We start from the raw sequence: 21528 nt of genomic DNA, 5'->3' as shown, positions 1-21528 counted from the left end.
ATGAAGCGCCGTACTGCACGTACATCGACGCATGCCGGCACATTGTTCGTAAGCGATATTTTCTATTCCGTGCAGGGCGAGGGCTCGCTCACGGGACGGCCGATGGTGTTCGTACGTTTCTCCGGCTGCGACCTCACCTGCGCCTTCTGCGATGAGCCGAAGCATCGGCGCATACGAAAGCGCATGAGCATCGACGAGATCGTTTCCATCGTGAAGGAATACCCGGCACATGCGGTGTACCTTACCGGCGGCGAACCCTCCATGCAGAAACTTATCCCGCTCATAGCGCGGCTGAAACGAAGCGGTATGTTCGTCGCGGTGGAGACGAACGGCTACCGCTTTCAGAACATTGCCAATGCCGACCACATCGTTTATTCGCCGAAAGGGAAGGTAAAGCGTTCACCGCTTGTGCGGGAGATGAAATTCATCGTTGATGAAAGGACCGACGTCCGCGGGATACTCCCGTATGCAAAGAAGCTTCCCGTCTATGTGCAGCCGAAAGCGAGGAAGAACGTCATCGATAAACGCGCTGTCGATTTCTGCGTCGCGCTCGTGAAGGAGCATCCGGAGCTTCGATTGAGCCTACAGACGCATAAGTATGCACGGTTCGCGTGAACGCTCACTGATATTCTATCCTTACTTAGGCACGAGTACGGGTATTCGTCAAGAATCACTTAACGATTCGTCACGGCTGAAGAGCACCGCTGAGGATTTCGATATGACCTATCGATCGTTCCTGCAGCAGTTCAAGCGCGAATTCAGCGCAACGTTCACCGATCTCGTTTCGTCGCATCGTCTTGAGCGTGCCGCGCATCTGCTCGAAGTCACCGGCAGACCGATCACCCGCATACTCATCGAGACCGGGTACGGATCGTATCAGAACTTCCTGAAATTCTTCAGAAAGCGCTATCGCCTGTCCCCCATGGAATATCGGCGTGCGCATAGATGAAAACTACTTTCATCCATTCCGCCGGTACGCTTTCGGGCTTTGCATGGTGTATCTCTTGAAAACCGTTGCGAAATATTGTGCCGAGGAAAAGCCAAGCCGATAGGCGCATGACAAAATCGAAACACTTCTTTGGGCAAGCATTTTCTTCGCCTTCTCGATCTTTATGCGGAGGATATACTCGTTTGGCGGCATGCCAAAGGCATGCATGAATTTTCGATGCAATGTTTGAGGGGATACATTGAGCTCGTCAGCAAGTTCCCTCGCGGTAGTCTTCTTGCCTATATTTGCCTGAATGTAGTCGAGAGCAGAACCGAGTTCATTTGAACTATTCATGATCGGGGCGCATGTCGAAAGCTCCGCCAGATGCGCAAGCATTTCGCGCACCGCATTGACGACAAGGACTTTTTTTATCACGACGGGTGATTTACTGGAATGGATAGCAAATACCCGCTCAATAATCCCGACAATCACACGACCATCGGATATATGCGAGAGAGAATCATAGTCAAGCCCTTTCAGCAACACGGCGGCATCAGCACACATTCTGTGTACGCCGGGGGGATAGATGCCCATCATGATATGAATCCCTTTACCGTCTATCTGTCCGCCTGTGGAAAGCTGCTTTCCAGGGGGTATTACCGTTGCCTCGCCGCCCCGAAGATTTATCGCCCGATCTGCAACCATATAGTGTTTTGTGCCGCGAACAACCGCGGTAATGTTAATAAAGTTGCGATAGATTTTATCATTAAACGGCGAGTACGCTGCTGCGGAAACAAACCGGTGCACTCGCAATAGTTTCTGCAGTCCAAGTCCCTGAAAAGTGCACGAGGTTATACGCTGCATGTTTGAAATTATATCATGTGAAAAAAATATACTCAAACCGGCAGATAACCAGTATATTATTAACAGCCATTCAGACATCCGTATGTAATCTCGCGTCTGAATCAGATAAGGATCGCATTTGCGCTGGCGCGCTGGAAGCAAATCTTTCGTTTACGTGGCATAATACTCTGCTACATTGGATCCTCTATGCAAACCATGAGAGAAAGAATGATGTCGGTGTTGCGCGGTGACAATAATGACCGCGTCCCATTCGCTCAGTATAGCAACATTACGGCAACGAACAGTGAGATATGGGAGTCAATCGGTCGTTCGAATATGGGTATTATTGTCTGGTCGCGCGTGCATGAAATTGTTACACCGCATTGTTCAGTTCAAAAATATCCCGTCGAAAAAGACGGGCTCAGGGGAGAACAAACCGTTCTTTGCACGCCAGAGGGCCATCTTACACAAGTCAAAATGTTCGATCCTGTTCTTCATAGTGCGGCAACGACCGAGCACTTTGTCAAATCGCTCGATGATTATGAAAAAGCATGCTCATATCTGAATGATTGCGTCGTTCAGGATCGCTTCGATATCTTTCAAACTGACGACAACATTGTCGGTGTTGACGGTATTGCATTTGCCACGCTACCACGCACCCCGTTCCAACAGCTCTGGGTTGAATGGGTGTCATTTGAGAATCTTATTCTTCATCAATATGATTCTCCGGAAAAGATTGAGCTGTGTCTTGATGAAATGATGCGAATTGCACGTGATGTTTTCAAAGTTGTTTCGCATGCTCCGATAAACACGTTCGTGAACGTCCCCGATAACATTACCGCTCCAATTCTAGGCAAAGAACTTTTCACCAAGCATTGTATTCCATTCTACGGGATGCTGAACGAATATCTTGATGGTCGCTTACCCATTTTTGTGCACATGGACGGCGATCTGAAAGCATTCAGGGACATCATTGGCAACTCGCCTGTCAAAGGAATTGATTCATTTTCACCGCAACCCGACAACGATACATCTATTGCTGAGGCGCGGGCTGCATGGCCATCGATGAGGTTATGGACAAATTTCCCATCATCGGTGCACCTGAGAAGCGAAAAAGAGATATATGATGAAGCCATACGTATCCTGACAGAAGACAATAACAGCGGCATGTTGCAGCTGCAGATATCGGAAAACGTCCCACCGGGTATTTGGAGGAAAAGCTATCCGCAGATAGTTAAAGCGATCAATGATTTCTACGGGTCTACATAGCGACAGGTGGAAAATTATCAATGAATTGCTTAAATGCTGGCATTGGTTGGAGATAAATTATGACATCAGCAGTTAAAAAGAGCACCTCGATGCAAATCGAATTCTCTGAAGAACGATGGGAGTGCGTTGAGCGTGAGTGGACTCGCTTCTGGAACGGCGAACAGAAACGCCCGATGGTCATTACCCAAATGATCGATCCCAAAACGCCGCCGGTAGCGGAACATCGTCGCTTCTTCCCTCAATACCCCTTGAGCATGAGCGCTGATGAAATAATCGCGATAGAAAGTAAGCATATGGAGCGCATAAGATGGGTCGGCGATGCTTTCCCGAGTCGAATGATGGAATTCGGTCCGGGCAGTATTTCGATGTATATGGGCGCATCGCTTCATGTGAGCGATGATACTGTCTGGCTCGAGCCGACGGCGAAATCACTTACTGAAATTGATGCGCGCGTCAATACGGATAGTTTCTGGTATAAACGTGTGCATGCGATATTGGATGCCGCGCTTCGAACATGGGGAGACAGCGTTCAGATAATACATTCCGATGTCGGCGGCGGTTTGGATGTTTTTTCAGCGATTCGCGGCAATGAAAATCTCCTCACGGATTTTTACGATGACCCCGAACGTGTACAGCAAATAGCTCGCACCATCACTGCTGAATGGGTCAGGAATTACAACGATGAAGCGCAGAAGATCAAAGATTACTGCCGCGGTACGGCTTCATGGGTGCCTATGTTCTCCAAAGGAACGACCTACATGCTGCAATGCGACTTCTCGTATATGATTTCGCCAGCCATGTTTCAAGAGTTTGTCATGCCGGAATTGCATACGCTTTGCGGGCACCTCAGCGATCCATTCTACCATCTCGATGGCAAGGGACAGCTGCCTCATCTGGACGCAGTTCTATCCATACCAACGCTCAAGGGCGTGCAGTGGATACCCGGCGCAGGTCAACCGGACGCAAGTCAATGGCTCGATGTTCTTGGAAAGATTCGACGTGCAAATAAATTCTGCCAGATATATACTACACCGAATGGCGCTCGACGCGTAAAAAAAGAACTCGGCGGCGAAGGCTTTGTGTTCGTCATTGGAGCCACGACGGTTGAGGAAGCGCAGATTAATTTCGAAGCACTAATCAGTTGAAATACAGGAAGGAAAAAAATGCAAAGTAGAATATTTGGATATGCCCATAGGGAGACCAACAGAGTGTTCCGAATGAATGGAAAGGTAATTGCATTGATGCTCGCACTCTCTGCGACAGGAGCATTGCCCGCTCACGCACAGGCCCTCGACGGCTTCATCGGCTGGACGGCGAGCAAACGCGATGCGAACAACAGCATAGCGACAGCGCCCGTAACCTCATTCGGAAAAAGCACGCAAGCCGTTCATATGCGTGTATCCGAAGGGTCCGCCGCCTCGCCGTTTATAGCACGGAAGATCACAGACAGCGGAAAGATTACTATCTCCTGCGATGTGTGTATCAATAGTGAAACGACCTATCGTGGAGGGGACGGCGTATTTGTTCTGCGCGTGTTTGATAAAACAGGATCGAATGACACCCTTATTTTCACCGGGAATGATACGATCATGTTTGGCGGCGATCCGAAGCCGGTCACCGATTTCAAGCGCGGCGTATGGTATCGCCTGAGACTCACGCTTCCCCCGCCTAGCAGCGGCGGCGCTTCGCTGACGATACAGCCGGAGGGCGGCACTGCGCAGACATTGCCGCTTACCGGATGGGGGCCGTTCTCTCTCGGCGGGGCATATGCATCCGTACATATGCAAACCGGGTTCGGCGCACGTCCGGTCACGGACATTCTCATCGCGAATATTGAATTATCAGGAGTGGATGCCATGTCCGAAGGAATGAAAAAGCCCATCGCACGGGAAAAACCGATGGTAGTAGCGAGTACCATGCACTGCTTTATGCTTGGATCTCTCCCCATGCAGGACCAGGAGCCGGGAACGGCGGTAAGCACCAACACCGAGCTTGTTGAAGATTGGAATTATTGGCCGCAAACAGATAAAACGTATCGCCCATGGTTCTCTAAGCGTATCGTCGGAGAGCTCAACTCCGGCGTTCAGGGAATGACGATTGAACTGGATAATGCAAAGGAAGCGGGGATCGACGCGCTCGGGATTCTCATTTCCGGACATCATGTCCCGCAGAGCAAATTCACGCCGACCTATCGTCTCCTCGCGAAAGCCGCAGAGTCGCATTCGGTCAAAATATTCCCTGATCTATGGACGGTCGGCAACCCCTCTAATAAGTACGACTATGCAACGAATTACGGCCAAGGCGTGAAAGCGCTCATGGACGAATACCCGAACGCGTTCATGAAGGTCGGTGATAAATTTGTCATCGGCCTCGGATGTCCGCTCAATTACGGCCTCGCGCTGAAAGAAAAAATGGGTGCTTGGACATGGGATGAGTTCAAACCGTTCTTCGACGCATGGGGCAATACGAATTCATTCTATTTCATCCTTGACATGTTCCACTATGAACCCGCCGACCTTGAGCCGTCGGGCTGGGGATCGGTATTCAATACCATAACGTTCTGGGGAGCACGGCTCGGCTGGGGCGATATGAACGGCGACATCGTGATGGATACGGCGCAGAAGCAGTACGCCAAACCTATCATGTGGCCGCTCAATTCATCCTATTATACCAGCGGGCATAGGAATCCGAACATGGCGGAAACGCTCGGCCTGTGCCGCTTCATTGATCAATGGAGAAAAGCGCTCGCATATAAGGCGAACCATCTCATGATACAGACATGGAACGATTTTGGCGAGGACCATGCGGTGAGCGAATGCAATCTGCGCGGAAAAACGCTTATGGAAATGATACGCTACTTTTCCGACTGGCTTAAAGGCGGAAGTGCACCTGCCCCTGCGCAGGAAAAGATATTTCTGTTCCATCACCGCCAGCTCGTTGATGCGACGATCACCGAGAGCACTCGCCGTGGCCACGACTCCGACTGGCACGTTACACCGGTGAGCGATTACCTTCATGTCGTCACGATACTGAAATCTCCGGCAAAACTTACGCTTACGCTCGGTGGCCTCTCGTGGGAATCGAAACAGGTTCCCGCCGGACTGCATGAATGGCTCGTCTATGTTCCTTCGAAACGGACCGAGCCGGGAACGAATAAAATGTCGTATGTCCGTTCAGGATCATATCCGGTTTCGAGCGATTTCCGTGAAGTGACCATCGCCGAGCGGTTCGAAGCAGGAGTTCCCGAGGCGTCCGTGGTCCGGGGGGTGAAGACGGTTTTCTCGGTGAAATCGCATGTACCTCTTGTGGATACTATCCGGTTCGAGAATTTAGCTATGGTCGGCACGATGGCGGCATACTGAGTGGTATTTTTCCCTTGCATCGATGAATTATAAAAAAAGCAAAAGAAATAATCGAATCAACAGAGACAAGGAAAAGATCGTGGAAACAGCAAACCAAGAAGGAACTACGATGCAACCGGGCAGACCGTTTGCAAATCGCTTGGAGCCATTGAACCGCATTCTGGACTTGAGTGCCGACGGATGGGCCGTGTGGTGTTGCGCTCCGATCTACGGCCCGGACAATAAAATCCACGTCTTCTTCACGCGTACCCCTGAGCATATCGACACATGGAAAGCGCAAGGAGAGATTGCGCATGCCACAGCGGACGACCCTGCGGGCCCGTACACTGTGCACGGAACGGTTATCAAGGGACGTGGGCCGGGATACTGGGACTGTGATGGCTTGATCAATCCCAGAATCTACAAGGTTGATGACGGATATGCGCTGTTCTACCATGGCATTGGAGATGTAAGCCTTCCAGAACTCATTCGCGTCCGTGGAGCGGGGATTGGATTGTGCCTTTCAAATGACCTGTGGCATTGGACCTATGCGAACGGCGGGAACCGGGTACTGGGGCCGTCCGATGATCCGGATGCGTGGGATTACTTTCGCTGCGACAATCCGTCTTTTCTCAAACATCCCACCAACGGCGAATACTGGCTGTACTACACGGGAGCGCGGCTTCGCGACCAAGGTTTGCACGACAGCCCCGGGCTGGCGTGTTCCAAAACATTAGAGGGTCCGTATGTACGGAAACTGAATCGTCCGGTTGTCGATTCCTCGCGCATGTTGAGCCGGGTGTCTCGGAAACCGTTCAGAGGCCTGGAAGATCCCCACGTGTGGATTGAGAACGGCAGATACTGCATGCTGGTCCATGATATGGGTTATGATGAGGAAGAAAACGGAGGCTGGTATTTTGAGAGCAATGACGGGATTCACTGGAGCGATCCGACCCTGGGACACCATGGGCCCACGCACTATTGGAACGAGCCCGGACGGCTGGAAACGCCCCTGATATTGCGGGACGGTTCGGGAGCCTCGGATTATCTCTTCGTGAACCGAGATACCGCAGGACTGGCTACGGGTTTTGTGTTCAAGATCAGATGAAAGCAGAGAATGGAGATCGAACTAACTTCTGTCTCCGTAGGAAATTTTTCAGAACATGAGTAGCGAGCTCAAGAACTTTTTCGACAGATTGAAGAACGGTGACCGTCTTACCGTCGCCTATCTTGGCGGCTCCATAACTTGGGGTGCGACGGCGAGCGATCCGCTGAAGACCTCGTATCGTGCGCTCGTAACGCGGTGGATGGAAGAGACCTTTCCGAGTGCGCATATAAAGTCCGTCGACGCTGCTATCGGCGGTACGCCGTCGAAGCTCGGCGTGTTCAGGATGGACCGCGATGTGCTTCCATTCACGCCGGACCTCACGTTCGTGGAATTCGCGGTCAATGACGGTGCTGATAAACCGGTACCAGATACAATGGAAACGATGGAAGGGATACTCAGGAAACTCCATCGCGCAAATCCCGCCATGGCGATTGTAATGATCATTATCGGGTCGGGATGGGACTATGGCTCAAACACACGCCCGCTGCATATCGCGCTCGCGGAGCACTACGGTATTGCGTATATCGATGTCGCCGGCGAGGTGATGAAGCGCGTCGCCTCGGGTCTTGACACGAAGCGCATCCTCACCGACGGATGTCATCCCTCTGATGACGGGTATCGACTCTACGCGGATATCATTACCGGCGTACTGACAGAAAAGTTCCGTGCTCGCAACGATGAGAAAGCATTCCCTGCGCCGATGACGCAGAACCGATACGAACATGCGCGCATGATCGAGCTCTCAACGCTGCTCCCGCACGAAGGATGGACGCCGGCAAGCCCTTCGCTCATCGGTACCTGGTTCGATCATCAGCCCTCACGGTGGTTCTCCTCGACTATCTCGCCTGTGACGGATGGTTCACGACTTGCTATCGATCTCGTCACCGGCGGTATCGGGCTTTACTATGAGATCGTACGCGGCGGGGGGGACATCGTCATTTCGTCGGACGGCGAGGAAGTGCTTCGGGTATCGACGGCAATGAGCCTGCACTATGCGCGTGTGGCGTTCTCGTTCGTGTTGTTTGACAATGTACTACGGCGAACGATCGCGCTCATCGCTCCGAAGAAAGAGAACGTGAAGATCGCATATCTGCTCTGCTGCGGTTCTTGACTGCAATTTTGCGCATTTTCGCGATCTATTTCAAACGGAAATTACGGAATATGCCCACAATATGGACGAATTTGCCGATGCGTAGACGGCATGGGGGTATGAAAGGTGTTGCCGCGGGAAAGAAATATCGGTAAATTCGGACGGAATTACGATGCTTGATGGGGGTGGGGCAGGGTAAGCGAGGGCGGAAGGCGGTGATGGTGGCAAATGAAAACTTCTTTTATTGCAGTATCAATCGTCCATAATTCATTCTGTTCTTGTAATTATCGTTCTTCCCGCACCAGAGCATCTGCCACTTGCGCTGACCGCTCGTATTGTTGTCTATGCCCGCATCGAATCCCATGACGCCGCCGCCTGAAAGCCGTGCGCCGTTTATCTCGCCCCAGGGTATGCGCACTTCAAGCGAATATCCCGATGCGTTCTCTGCGGTGGCATGGGTAATGGACGCAGGATCGATCTGCTTGTCCGTCATGCCGCGCTTCATGCAGAATATGCCGGGGTGCTTCGGCGTCGGTAAGCCGAAGAGCATTTGAAAGCAGTGCTTCGTGAACGTGGGCGTATCGAGCATGGCGTCCGGGTCCGTATCGATGAAAAGCTCAAGCGCATCGCCGTCCCATGCGGCGTCCCTGTCGCGCCGTTCACCGCGCCCGCCCGCCTTTTTCACGTTCATGCCGATGTAAAGTGCATCCGCATCGTACACCACGGAGATAACGCCGGAGAATTCATCGGCGCCGCTCCACGAAGATGCATCGCCTTCTTTTATCTGCTCACGCCGGTCAAGGATGACTCGTGCGGTATTTGCCCATTCAGCCGTGGTAAGCGTGCCGTCCACGGTTATCGGGGTCGACAGCGCCGTGCACATCCGTGACGGTTTGGGATATATCGTTGCCGGGAAATCGTATATCCTGTCGCCGACCTCGGCCTGCAGGAGTATCGATGCTCTCGACCATTCGCTTTTTGCTTCAAGCGGGAGGAAGAATGTCTTCGCACTGAGCGCCGGTATTATTTTCTCTTTGCCGGATACCGGAAGCGTTACCGCATCTCCGCGTACGCGGGCATTGATGAAGCAGGATACGTCCTCGGGGGCTGTGTTCTTTACCTCGAAGGCGAGCGCCGGCGATGCGCCGCGGAAGGAATACTGTGCGAAAAGCTCAAGCGGATTCTTTCCGCGTACCGTAACCGACTCAAGGAGCGCGGTGAACGCTGATTTGTCGATGCTGGCAGGCACAATGTAGAACGGCGTATTGTCGATATCCATAACGATGTCACTTCCGCCCGGAACATCGATGGTGTTCCCCATGATATTGATGAGGCGTACTTTGCCAGCCGCTTTGGGGAATGTCATGATGAAGGGCTTATTCCCCGGGTCATAGCTCCATGCCGCTGCTATCGGTCCTGCGGCACGTTCGTAGAGATAGAGCTTGGTGCGGCCTGATGTCGTTATCTGCTTCGTGAAACGAATGCCGGTGAACTCGCGCGCAAGCGTATTGTTGATGACAAAGAGATGGCTCGGGATAAGATCGCCGCTCAGGAAATCGGACGAATGCCAGTAATTGGGGGCGAGCTCGGACTTCTTGAGATAGCCGCACGGTATGGTGAATGACTTTCCCACTCCGCTCGCTGCATCGATAAGATATCGCCGCGCAAGCTCATGTCCCTTGATAAGGGGCTGGAGATAAAAGTCGTTCTTCGTCGGTTTGCCGAGATAGTAAAGCTCGGAATTCCATATCTCCTTCTTCTCGCCGCCGTACTTGTTCACGAGCGCGCGTATGCCGGCATTGTTCGCCTCCGCGGACATCGGCGCCGACCAATCGAGCGGAGCGCCGTACGCGTGATACGACACGACATCGCAGTGCGTAAGCGCGCCGAGCTTGAAGCATTCCTCGAGGAATTTGCCGATATTGCCGCCGAGATCACCGGTGGCGCAGAAACCGACGACGCGCGCGTTGGGGTCCGTTTCCTTTATGATGCGGTTCATCATCGCAAGATATGCGGTGTAATACTCCGGGCTTATGTTCACGTTCGGTTCGTTCAGTATCTCCCAATGTGTAATGCGCCCTTTATACCGCGCAACACATGCCTTAACGAAGCGCTGCCATTCCGTGAGTTCTTCGGGGGGTGTAAGACACATGCGCGCGCCCTTCGCCGCTTCCGCCGCGTTCGCGCCGACGCCGAATTTCATACGCGGTATCGCCCATTCCGGGAAATATTCGGGCTCCCATCCCTTCGCGGGCTCTCGTATCCACCACCAGCCGCCGAGCGTGGGCATGACCTTCATACCGCGCTTCATCGACTCCTCAAGGAAGCGGTCGGCCATGGCCCAGTCGTATTTCCCTTCCTCGGGCTCGATGTGCCGCCAGAGGAGCATGTCATTGTCGCTGCCGCCCCAGTCGCGTACGATGCGGTGCCCGCCTTCGGCATAGAAATCGAACCAGTCGCTCACGGTATTGCCGAAGAGCACGAAGAGCGGCCTGTCCTTAAAGCCCACGCCGAGATTGACCGCATGCGGAAATCCCTGTCCCGCAACGGCATACCCGTCGGTGAACGCGCTCGTTTTTACTGAATCGATGACGGCAAGATCGAGCACACTCGTATCGGCGACAGATCCATTGACGATAAGTTCCGCGGTCAGCGTATATTTCCCGCGCTTCATCGGCGAGACATTGTCTATCATCTCCACTGTTGATGCATCCGCTCCTGCATTCACGAGAGCCTCGCTGGTCTTTACCGTTCTGCCGAAATAATCGTCGACAACGCGGTAGGATATCTTTGCGGATACCGGCGCGGTCCCATTATTGCGTACAACGGCACGCACCGGATATGCTTCGTTCGCCGAGAGGGTATACGCGCGCGCACGCGTTCTCGATATACCGAGCTCTAGTGCGGGCGGGACATACAGCGTGCTCTCGCCTTCATCCATCTGTACGGCGTCAAGCCAGAGCGTCGTATCTGCATCGAGGGCGGTACGGACGCTGGTGTTGCAGTGCAATTGTATATGATAGTACTTCCGCCCCTTGGGTACCGCGTGCGAGAGCGAATAGTCCGCCCATGCCGTGCCGACAAGGCAGGAGCGCTCCGTGCCGTTATAGATGTTTTCCTCCTCCGCGCTTCTCAGATCGAGCACGACCTTGGTGTTTGGGCGCGATGCCTTCATGCGTATGGAGAACGTATATCGTTTGCCGCCTTCAAGCGCGACTTCTTTCATTATCACCTTTACGCCGGAGCCGTTCACACACTCAAGACGCACGCTCGCTCGGCCATGCACGCTCTCATTCGAGTCGATGCGCGGGAGCGCGAACGGGATATCGGCCGCTTCTTTCGCCGCCGGTACCGCGCGCTGTACGCCGTAACCCTCAAGCCCCGTCTCAAAGCTTGAATTCTTGATGAGATTCTTCGCGGAAAGTACGGCCGCCGCACACATAGTGAGCGTGATGATGCGTATCGTTCGTTCCATGACAACCCCTATTTCTGTGTAAGTTTGACTTCGTCGGCCCAGATGACGTTCGGGCCTTTGACCATGATGCGCGCCATGACAAGCCGCGCGGGAAGATAGTATTTCGCGTCAGCAGCATCTGGTATGCGCGCGTCGAAAGTAAAGCGCCGCCAGGCGGTATCGAGCGTGACATAGGTCTGCTTGAACCAGTGCGTCTTTCCCGGCTGATGTCCGTCTATCATGAGCCTCGCCGCGGTCTCGGGCTTCTCTGCTTTCATCCAGACAGAAAGACGATATTCCTTTCCGGTGATCGCGGGTACGGCCACGGACACGACGCCGTTCTCCGTATCCGCTGCCGTGAACGATGAACCGTCAAGCTTTAGGCTGCTTTTGCCGCGTATGAAATCGGCGGAGTCATCGGTCGATATTTTCAGCGGCGGGCGTTTTTCCTTCTGCCAGCCCAAGCCGTCGGCCCAGCACACGGGGAAATCGCCGTTCGCGTTCAGTTCAAAATCGGCATTGGGTATGAGAGCCCCTTTGAGCTCGTCGTCCGATAATTTCCAGAGCGCGGCATCGTCGGCCCAGAGGTTGGCGGCCGCGGAATAGCCCTCAAGATACACCGAGAATTTCGCCGATGTGCTTTCTCCCGAATTGAAGAAATGATACACGGGCACCCAATACGCGAACTCGGCATTGTGCGATGTGTAGGTGAAGAGCGGTTCGTTCTTCGCATTGCCGGCGAAGAAGCCGAGCCCGCGTACGATATGCGTATCGTCCGTAAATTCCGAGCGAAACCAGAGGCGCATCGCATAGAACGCGTTCGGGGATACGGTCACGGTCTGCTCAAGGAATTTGTGATGTTTGTCCTTATCGTACGCTATCTGTGCGGTACGCGGTCCTGCAATACCGCCCTCAGCCGTCGTCCAGGGATGCTGCATGGCCCACTGGCCGCTCTCCTCGAACGATGCGTTCTTCAATTCATTGGGGACATTCCGCATCGCCTCCGCCGCTGACACGTTCATATCGATACGTTCCGTCTTCGCAGCACCCTTTGCCGCATCCGCCGATGCATAGAGCGCCTTCGCCTCCTCGAGCGTAAGCGCATTGTCGTAGACAGCGACGTCGTCGATGGATCCGGAGAACACCGCTGTGCCCGCATCGCTGTAGGCGCCGATGATAAGCGGCACGGTGGGAGTTACGATGGAGCCGCTTCGTTTCATCGATCCCGCCGCTTTGCCGTTGAGATAGATATACATCGCCTCGCCGTCATACGTGCACACGACATGATTCCACTGTCCGGGTACGCTCGCTGCCGTTGCGCCGAGCCGGTACCCCCAGGCTATCTCCGCTGACGGGAGCTGCCAGATGATGATGTTGCCGTTCATGAAGATGCGGAACCCCTGCTTGCCGTCGCCGATGCAGCAGGCAAGATGCGGATCTTTCTGATCACTGTCGCTCTTGAACCAGAGCGATATCGATATGTCCTTTACCCGAAGCGGCGCCTTCACGATGACCGCGGACTTTTCCGCCGGCGTGAATTTGAGCGCGCTCCCGGACCGCCCGTCCGTCCAGGTACAATTCTGAGCGAGAGCAGTAACGGCGCCGGAGACATCGGCGGTGCTTGTCCCCTTGTCCTCGTCGAAGGGGAAACGCAGGACCATCTCCGCTGAACAAAGCGATGCGAACAGCATGAAAACGGCTATCGAACGCATGGGGGATCTCCTCGAACACGTCATATCAGAACGTACCGTACTGATGATTATAGCGCACAGTGAGTAAGATGTTCTCGGCGGATATTAATGCCGCTTGGTAAGATCTGCGCGTCACTTTGCAGAATGTGCGGCGCCTCATTCAAACACACACTGCGAGAGGTTCTGCGGCTGTTTCCAGAATTCCTTTCCCGGCGCTGTTGTCACGCCCGACTTCCGCGCATCATTCCCTTTTTCATCGGCTGCATCGGCATCATTGATCATAATGCCGAGCCCTATAACGCCTTTTTTGAGCGGCACCGGTATGATGTATTTCTTCGGGAAACGAAGCTCGTACACCGTGCGTTTTCCCGCCTCATCGCGAACGACCTTGATGTCAACGCCCTTTTCGCTGACGGCGTTCTCGAGGAAGGCGACCTGTTTTTCCGGCGTGAGATTCCTGAACACTTCGTCGCCGGCGCTGCCCTTGCCGAAGATATAGGCGTAATCCTCATACATGTTCGGACGTTCTGCCGTGCCGTCCCTGAACGGATCGAGAAAGATCTGCACGCTGTCGCCAGTCCACATGCCGCCGCCGGACTTCGACTGACGGTGGGCGTTATCCTTCACATCGAGCGCAAGATACAGGTTCTCATCGTCATAGGTGAGATATGCCGCTGCGGATATATCGTCCATGCCGCCATATGCGCCTTTTGCGAACTCGATCACATCAGCCCGATCATGTCCCATCGGTATCGGGCGATATCCCTTCCAGTCAGAAAGGTCGCCGTCAATAGTGATGCTTCCCTTCGCCCGCTCGCAGATAAGCACCGGTATCGATGTCCTCACATCACGGGAGGACTTCCCGTTCGCGATCACCGCCCCGGCAACGTTCACCGCAAAGCGCGCCTTCGTTCTGTCAATTGACGAGGACACGTCAGCGGTGATCGCTTTCGCAGCGAGCGGCGGTATCGAGAGGCTTTCCTTTATGCTTATGCCGTTCACCGTACCGGCAAATTCCCCGGAGAACACTTTCGTGTCGCGATTATTGACGGTAATTGAAAGCGTGCGCGCCTCGCTCATGCTAAGCGCAGCATCGATGATCTCATCCTCGCGGAATTCGATGCGCGAACGGTCGAGCGCCGTCGTGAGATCGCCCACACTTTTGGCGCGAATGTAGTGCGGCTGGAAATCGATATCGAACACCGCGCTCCCGTCCTTTATGTCGACGGCAAGCGGTCTGCCGAACGAATCGGTCATCTTGAGCTTCGCCGCGTCGGCAAGGCGGAAACGGTACGGCGCACGTTCACGGCGTTCAAGCGCATCGTCCCAGTCCCAGAGCACGGCAATGCCGCGGCCCTCGCCGTTATCGAACACATAGGTACGTGTCGTCTTCGCATAATCGTATGCCCGGACGAATTTCGCGTTGCCGAGGATGTTCGCCGCATAGTTCACGAGCGTGCCGAGCTCGGTGGGAACACCAGTGATATGGTCCATTGCATAGGCGCTTGTCCAGTAGAGGAACATCTTCACGCGGTCGCTGTAACGGAGCGTAGTAAGAAAGCTACGCATCGCGAGCGAATACCCCACACGGTCGCCGATGATGTCGCCGGTAAAGCGCGAGAAGCGTATGCCGTCCTCGCTCAAGGGCTTCGTCGGCAGAATGCCGAGCTTCGGGATATTATTGCGCGCATACAGCCCGCCCTCGGTGTACCATATATCGCCCTTAAAACCGTTCTCATCGGCCATGGCAATGAGCGCCTCGGTGTCCTTCTCAAGATCGGGCTGTTCGGGTTTTGCGCGGTAGGGATGTGTCGCGAGTATATCGAAATATTTCGCACCGCCGTTCTTGAGAATAAGGCCGAGCCAGCGCCGCGCATTCTCATGGTTCTCCCACGGGTCGGATGAATAGACGACGGCATCGGGTATCTCTTTTTTCAGTATGCCGTAGACGCGTTCCATCATCTCAACATGCGTCTTCGGATTGTAAATGCTCGGTATCGTAAGCCTGTCCATGTACGGCTCATTCATGTACTTCCAGTACTTGTGATGCTTGAACGTGCGGAAATATTCGGGGAGCGAATCGAACATGCGTTTCATCGTGGGGCTCTCGAGCGATGTCTCGAAGCGGAGATTGGTGAATATGGAGAATATCCCCGTCCCGCGGTCGGTCGTATGATTGTCGCCGAATATGCCGGTCATCATCAGTATGCCTTCATCATCGAACGCCTGATAAAGCTCTTTGGGCACCGGGAACATGCCGCCGGTCTGGAATGCGCCGAGACCGAGCTCGCGCGCCCGTGCCGCATGCGATACGGGTACCGGATTGCCCCAGGAAAAGATGAGGCGGTTCTTCATTGAAAGAAGGCGTTCTTTGGTGAACGGGTTGATGACCATGACGCGGAAGAAATCATAGTCCTCAAGACCGGATGAATCTTTCGTAACGACCTTGATGCTGTATGCACCGACATAGTCCATGGCATCGGGGACATCTATCAGTGCGGTGTGCCTGCCCGCGGACGCAAGAGGAACACCAGCAAGCGACTTCGTGAACACCTCGCGCTTATAGTAATCGCGTACGATGACCTTTGCGTCGACCGTGCGGCCCACGGACGTATTGTTGATGAGCGTCACGGATAGCTGCTTCGCGTCGTTCAGGTACTGCACCTCGCCCGTGCCTTCAAGTGATATGGACACGGGCTTGACGGTGAACTCGCTCGCCGATTCGGCTTGCTCCAGCTGGATGGAATCGATATAGATGTTCACAAGGGGTGTTGTCATCTTCGGGACTATGGCTCCCGCGGACCAGCCGATGCCGAGCGTGAGTGCTCCCGGCGAATCGGTAGCGGTGAACGTCGTCGTATACCGCTGCCAGGACGTGCCGACGCCGAAATATTTATCGTGCATCCACTTGCCCCAGTTCTTGGTGACTATTATCATCGTCACGCCGGTGGGCTCATCGGCTTTCGCGTAGAAACTGAACGTGTACTTTTTCCCGGGGATGGGCTGGAATGTATACGGTGATATCGTCCCCGGCATAGGTATGAAATTCGGATCGGTCTGTTTGCGAAGCTGTATGCGCGCCGATGAGAGCCCATGCTGCGACTCATTGGATACGACACGCAGCCATTCTCGCGCATGGTCCGGATCGGCGATATTGTATCCAACGCCGCCCATTTCCCAGCCGTGCAGTCCCTCTTCAAAACTCGGGTTCTGTATGAGATTGCGCGACGCCTTGTAGTTCGGCAATTCCACGCGGTTATATTTCGCCACCTGATACGGATCACTGTCATCGGTCGTTTCCGTTTTGAGAGACTGTGCCTTTGCCGCGCTCACTTTGCGCATGTCGATGACGACCTCGGTCTCCTGTTCAGCGTTCACCGTAAGCCAATAGTCTATCTGCGCCGGGCGTTCATCGCGGAGGTCATGCGCACCCTTCGGGGTGAACGATATAGCATAATCCGGCTTGTCGGTGAAGAATTCCACCGTCCCCGATGTAAGTTTCGGCGCTTTCGCCGCACCGATGGTCATGACCTCGCCGCCGTCGCGGTAGGCAAGACCGTCCATGACCGCTTTGTTGAAACGCAGTCCGAAGAAGCGGTAGAACTGCCAGTCGCCGACATCGATGAACTTTGTTTTGATGCGGATACGCCCGTCATCCTCGATGACAGCGCGCATCTCGAAGGCCGCATCCGGCCGTGCCGGGCAGCCGGTCTTGCCGCGTACGATGATCTCGCGCTTTTCCACGTTCACATCAGCAGAGACGGTCGTCTTCTCGTTCGCTTCTCCGTAACAGGACTTATCGCCCCACAGGAGCCGCAGACGGAACATCTCAAGGCCGTTCACCTGGTAATTGAAGCCGCCCTTGGACAGGACAAGCATTTTATCACCGGCGGTTATCACCCCTTCCTTGCCGAGCGTCGGCATGATGAGCGGTGTTCCGTCGGGTGCGGTAAGGAATTTATTCGCCGATCCTGCGGCCGCGGAGGGGGCCGGTTTTTTCTGAACAGCCGCTGACGGAATAAAGGTGAATTCCTCGGCAGCCTCGTTCTCAGAAAGCGCGCGGCTGAACACGCGCACCTCATCGATGACGCCGGTGAATGAGCCAACCCCGGCGCGTTTGCCGATAAGGAATTTCGCTGCTGTGCTCGCCGGCCCCCATGTCCCGCTCTTCTCCGCCGTCCGCTTGCCGTCCTGATAGAGCGTGAAACCGGCTTTCGTGAACACAACGACTATGTGATGCCAGGTATCATCGATGACCGGTGTCCCGATCTTCGCCGCGACGATCTGCGGCGTACCACGCGCCCCGATCTCGAAATTACCGGTGCCCGTCATGAGATTGATGTCAAAACCCTTTGTTGATTCGTATCGGCTCACCAGCCCCGTCCAGCCGCTGCCGCCGGAGACCGGCTCTGCCTTTATCCAGAACGATATGGAAAAATCCGATGTAAAGTCGATCTTTTCCGACGTACCGCAATCGACATATGTATTGCCGCTGAGCTTCAGTCCGCCGCCATGACGTCCGGCTACCCAGGAAGCCGTGCCTATGACAGCAGCGTCAATGCCGTTCCCCGAACGGTCCTTGACGATATCCCCGTTCGAATCTTCAAAGCCCCACCATGCGGCAAGTCCTTCATCCGCTGCATGTGCCGTGATCAAGGCCGAAGCCATAAGCGCACCGGTAATGATCGCCCGGATCATCATACGTCACCTCGTTCATGCTTGAGTATTACATGCCATTGTATCATGGATCTGCTGAAATGCGTATCAGCCCGCAAGGGACGGCAATGCATCCGCGACAGCAACGGCAACACAGGAGTCCGCAGCGCCGTAGTAGATGAACCATTTCCCTTTGAAATAGACCATGCCTTCGAAAAAGATGTCACCGGCGACGTATTGTCCCGACAATTCGTACGATGCCTCGGGTTTGAAGAACGGCTCATCCGTGCGGGCGAGGCAGCGCTTTGTGTCGTCCGCATCAAATATCGCACATCCGGCAGCATAGCGGTTACGTATATCAGAGAGAGGATAATTCCCGCGGGCGCTTCCGTTATAGATGACGACGATGCCGTCATCGGTCAAGACCGCAGAAGGACCGCCCTCAGTAATGGATGCATCGAACATGTCTTCACGCTTGGGAAGGACGACATCGCCTGCATCCCAATGGATTCCGTCATCGGAAACGGCGCAGGAGATATTCTGTTCGCCCCAGTACATGACATACTTTCCGTTGACCTTCGCGGCGATGAGACGGTCATTTTTCAATGCACAGACAATGGCGCCTGATTTTGAATGACGGTCACGATCAGCCCCGGAGAATGCAGGACCGTGCTTTGTCCAGGCACGAAGATCGCGTGATGTTGCAATTGCCAGGCGCGGGAGCTTACGGTTCCACTGCGTATAAGTAAGGACATACGTGCCGTCCTCCATCTCCACAAGGCGCGGGTCTTCGCAGCCGCCGTCCCATTCATATTCCTTCTGCGTGCTGTCGGGGAATACTACCGGTTCTTTCTCGCGGCGGAAATTGATGCCGTCGTCGCTTACCGCTATGCCGAGACGTGAGGTGTGCGCCCCGATCTTCATCGCTCCGGTATTGTCCTCGGCGCGGTAGAGAAGATGTACTTTCCCGTCCCTTACCACTGCGGCGGGATTGAACGTGTGCAGCGCTTCCCATTGTATCGGACGTCCGCGCATGGGGCAGTCGAATACGGATGCCGGATCCGGTGTAATGACAGGGTTGCCGGGAACACGCGCATATGACGGTATCGAAAGTGTCCGCTTGTGCATGGTGGTCTCCTTACATGCTCAAATGCGCGGCGTCACGCAGGAATGGGCGGTGATATTCCGGTATCGATCCCTGTTTGTCAGGGCCGACATTGAGCAGCAAATTCCCGCCGGCATTGCGCGCCGTACGAAGCCAATCGGCAATAGCGAGAGCGGATGGATGCGGATAATAACGCCCCTCAATGAAGAACCATTCCGGATTGAGGCTGGTGCAGTACTCCATCGCGATCCAGTTTTTACCGCCTTGCTCGTCGATAAAAACAGGGTCCATGCGCGTATCTACCCGGCGGCCTCGGTAAATGAAGTTGAAATGCTCTGAGGTACGAATGTCCACCGGCAGATACTTGATCGCGCCCGGCCTATCGCTCGATGTATTGTTGACGACCAGACAATCCGGCTGCAGGCGGTGTATCATTTCGTACAGCTCGCGCCAGCGCCAGCGTTCTCCGCGGCTGTAGCCGGGGGTGCGCTCGCGTTCCCAGGTTTCATCGAATTGCCAGGTGCGGGTCGGGTGATCCTTGTCCCACGCCCCGTCGAACCACAGTTCGATCACATCGCCGTACTGCGTGAGGAGCTCCTCTATCTGCGCGAACATGAGATCGCAGTAGGCGGCATCATCTTCGTAGTTCGGGAAATTACGGTCCCACAATGAATAATAAAGCCCGGCGCGTATACCCGCCTTGCGGCAGCTCTCCGCAAAGCGGCCGACGACATCCGGCCTGCCGGGGCTGTTGCGTACACAATATTCGGTATGGCGTGTCGGCCACAGGCAGAAGCCGTCATGGTGTTTCGCTGTCAGCACGGCATACTTCATACCGGCCTCGGCGGCGACTTCCATCCACTGATCGGTGTCCAAGTGTGTCGGGTCAAAGTTCGCAGCCGGGACCCTGCCGTCGCCCCAACTGCAGCCGGCAAAGGTGTTCATCCCGAAGCTTACGAACATGCCGTACCTGAGTGTGAGCCATGCTGTCTGTGCGCGGGTAGGAGACGGGACGTTCATGTGCTGCTCCAGCGAGATGACATGCATTCCATGAAGCGATAGGGAAATGAGAAGATCATTCGTGAAGATCGTCCATATGAATAATTATAGGAACATTCCGATGCCCCGGCCTTGATTATTCGGCCGTTTCATAGCATTATCCGGCCATGCAGCCCCGGCACATACGCGTGGACACGAAGGGTTTTTTCTTCACCGTCTCACGCCATACGCTCTCGCGCGACTTTGAGATGCACACCCATAATGTCACCGAACTTGTCGTCGTCATCGGCGGTGTTGCCGAACATCATATCAACGATGCACGCCATGTGGTCCGGCGCGGCGATGTTTATGTCGTCAATCCGGGCACGGCGCACGCCTTCAGCAGGACCGAGGGGACTGTCATTTACAATCTTTCATATCCGGCCACGCTCCCGGCGGACATTGCCCCGGAACTTGCCCGTATTCCCGGGTATCAGTCGCTTTTCGTGATCGGCCCGCGGTCGCATGCTGCCAGCGGATTCGCCTGCCGTCTCATGCTTTCCACGCATGATCTTGCCGTGCTTGAACGGAAGATCGAAACGCTCTGGGCTGAGCTCCGCGGAAAAGAGCCGGGATATGAGGCGCTCGTTAAGGCGTATTTCACCGATATCCTTGCCTTTCTTTCACGGCGCTATGTACCCGCATCATCTGCACCCGCGGCGGGGACGTACTACAAAGCGGCGCATGCTGCGAGTTTCCTTGAATCGAATTTTTCAGATAATATAACCCTTGCCGGTGCGGCAAAGGCAGTCGGTCTCTCGGTGCGCCATCTCACGCGTCTTTTCGGAGAATGCTTCGGTGTAAGCCCCATCGATTATCTCCTTCGTGTGCGCATCTCCCGCGCGGCGGACATGCTCCGAAGCAGCGATGCGAGCGTAAGCGATATCGCCTATGATTGCGGTTTCTCGGACAGCAATTATTTCACGCGCATGTTCAGGCGCGAAACGGGAACGACGCCCGTGCGCTACCGGATGAACGCCCGGCTCGATACGGCAGCGCGGTAGT

General features: G+C 54.6%; 14 protein-coding genes. 8 read left to right on the top strand and 6 right to left on the bottom strand.

Going from position 1 to position 21528, the window contains the following annotated elements; translation table 11 throughout:
- Window positions 1–615 carry a 7-carboxy-7-deazaguanine synthase QueE gene (locus AABZ39_16255; GenBank protein ID MEK6796334.1) on the top strand — a complete coding sequence of 205 codons (615 nt, stop codon included), beginning with the start codon at window positions 1–3 and terminating at the stop codon, window positions 613–615.
- Window positions 599–949 (top strand): helix-turn-helix domain-containing protein, encoded by a 351-nt coding sequence (locus tag AABZ39_16250; protein MEK6796333.1) that lies wholly within the window; start codon window positions 599–601, stop codon window positions 947–949. The genes AABZ39_16255 and AABZ39_16250 overlap by 17 nt, the downstream gene beginning before the upstream one ends.
- Before the next feature lie 9 nt (window positions 950–958).
- On the opposite strand, the gene AABZ39_16245 is transcribed toward AABZ39_16250, so the two are convergent.
- Entirely contained in the window at window positions 959–1792 is an 834-nt protein-coding gene (locus AABZ39_16245) for an AraC family transcriptional regulator (GenBank protein MEK6796332.1), read from the bottom strand.
- A 186-nt stretch (window positions 1793–1978) separates the two neighbouring features.
- On the opposite strand from AABZ39_16245, the gene AABZ39_16240 reads away from it, so the two are divergent.
- The 5 genes from AABZ39_16240 to AABZ39_16220 all read left to right on the top strand — a co-directional run bounded on the left by AABZ39_16240 (window position 1979) and on the right by AABZ39_16220 (window position 8600).
- Window positions 1979–3040: a hypothetical protein gene (locus tag AABZ39_16240; GenBank protein ID MEK6796331.1), complete on the top strand. Its 1062-nt coding sequence runs from the start codon at window positions 1979–1981 to the stop codon at window positions 3038–3040.
- Window positions 3041–3099: 59 nt separating this feature from the next.
- On the top strand, window positions 3100–4185 hold the full coding sequence (locus AABZ39_16235; GenBank protein MEK6796330.1) for a hypothetical protein: 1086 nt from the start codon (window positions 3100–3102) through the stop codon (window positions 4183–4185).
- 72 nt (window positions 4186–4257) lie between these two features.
- Window positions 4258–6402, top strand: coding sequence for an endo-1,3-alpha-glucanase family glycosylhydrolase (locus AABZ39_16230; GenBank protein ID MEK6796329.1), 2145 nt, complete (start codon window positions 4258–4260; stop codon window positions 6400–6402).
- Window positions 6403–6481: 79 nt separating this feature from the next.
- The gene (locus AABZ39_16225) at window positions 6482–7489 is read left to right on the top strand and encodes a glycoside hydrolase family protein (protein ID MEK6796328.1); all 1008 of its coding nucleotides are present in this window, start codon (window positions 6482–6484) and stop codon (window positions 7487–7489) included.
- A 55-nt stretch (window positions 7490–7544) separates the two neighbouring features.
- Entirely contained in the window at window positions 7545–8600 is a 1056-nt protein-coding gene (locus AABZ39_16220) for an SGNH/GDSL hydrolase family protein (GenBank protein ID MEK6796327.1), read from the top strand.
- 220 nt (window positions 8601–8820) lie between these two features.
- On the opposite strand, the gene AABZ39_16215 is transcribed toward AABZ39_16220, so the two are convergent.
- From AABZ39_16215 to AABZ39_16195, 5 genes are all read right to left on the bottom strand, one after another.
- Window positions 8821–12054 (bottom strand): sugar-binding protein, encoded by a 3234-nt coding sequence (locus AABZ39_16215; protein ID MEK6796326.1) that lies wholly within the window; start codon window positions 12052–12054, stop codon window positions 8821–8823.
- Between the two features lie 8 nt (window positions 12055–12062).
- The gene (locus AABZ39_16210; GenBank protein ID MEK6796325.1) at window positions 12063–13745 is read right to left on the bottom strand and encodes a LamG domain-containing protein; all 1683 of its coding nucleotides are present in this window, start codon (window positions 13743–13745) and stop codon (window positions 12063–12065) included.
- Window positions 13746–13880: 135 nt separating this feature from the next.
- Window positions 13881–18425 carry a LamG-like jellyroll fold domain-containing protein gene (locus AABZ39_16205; GenBank protein MEK6796324.1) on the bottom strand — a complete coding sequence of 1515 codons (4545 nt, stop codon included), beginning with the start codon at window positions 18423–18425 and terminating at the stop codon, window positions 13881–13883.
- A gap of 63 nt (window positions 18426–18488) precedes the next feature.
- Window positions 18489–19508 carry a glycoside hydrolase family 130 protein gene (locus AABZ39_16200; protein ID MEK6796323.1) on the bottom strand — a complete coding sequence of 340 codons (1020 nt, stop codon included), beginning with the start codon at window positions 19506–19508 and terminating at the stop codon, window positions 18489–18491.
- 10 nt (window positions 19509–19518) lie between these two features.
- Complete coding sequence (locus AABZ39_16195) at window positions 19519–20505, bottom strand: alpha-L-fucosidase (protein ID MEK6796322.1); 987 nt, start codon at window positions 20503–20505, stop codon at window positions 19519–19521.
- Between the two features lie 146 nt (window positions 20506–20651).
- Between AABZ39_16195 and AABZ39_16190 the strand changes: the two genes are divergently transcribed.
- On the top strand, window positions 20652–21527 hold the full coding sequence (locus AABZ39_16190) for an AraC family transcriptional regulator (protein ID MEK6796321.1): 876 nt from the start codon (window positions 20652–20654) through the stop codon (window positions 21525–21527).
- The last annotated feature ends 1 nt before the right edge of the window (window position 21528 follow it).

The sequence above is a fragment of the Spirochaetota bacterium genome (assembly GCA_038043445.1).
Lineage (GTDB): Bacteria > Spirochaetota > Brachyspiria > Brachyspirales > JACRPF01 > JBBTBY01.
This window is presented reverse-complemented; position numbering and strand designations above follow the sequence as displayed.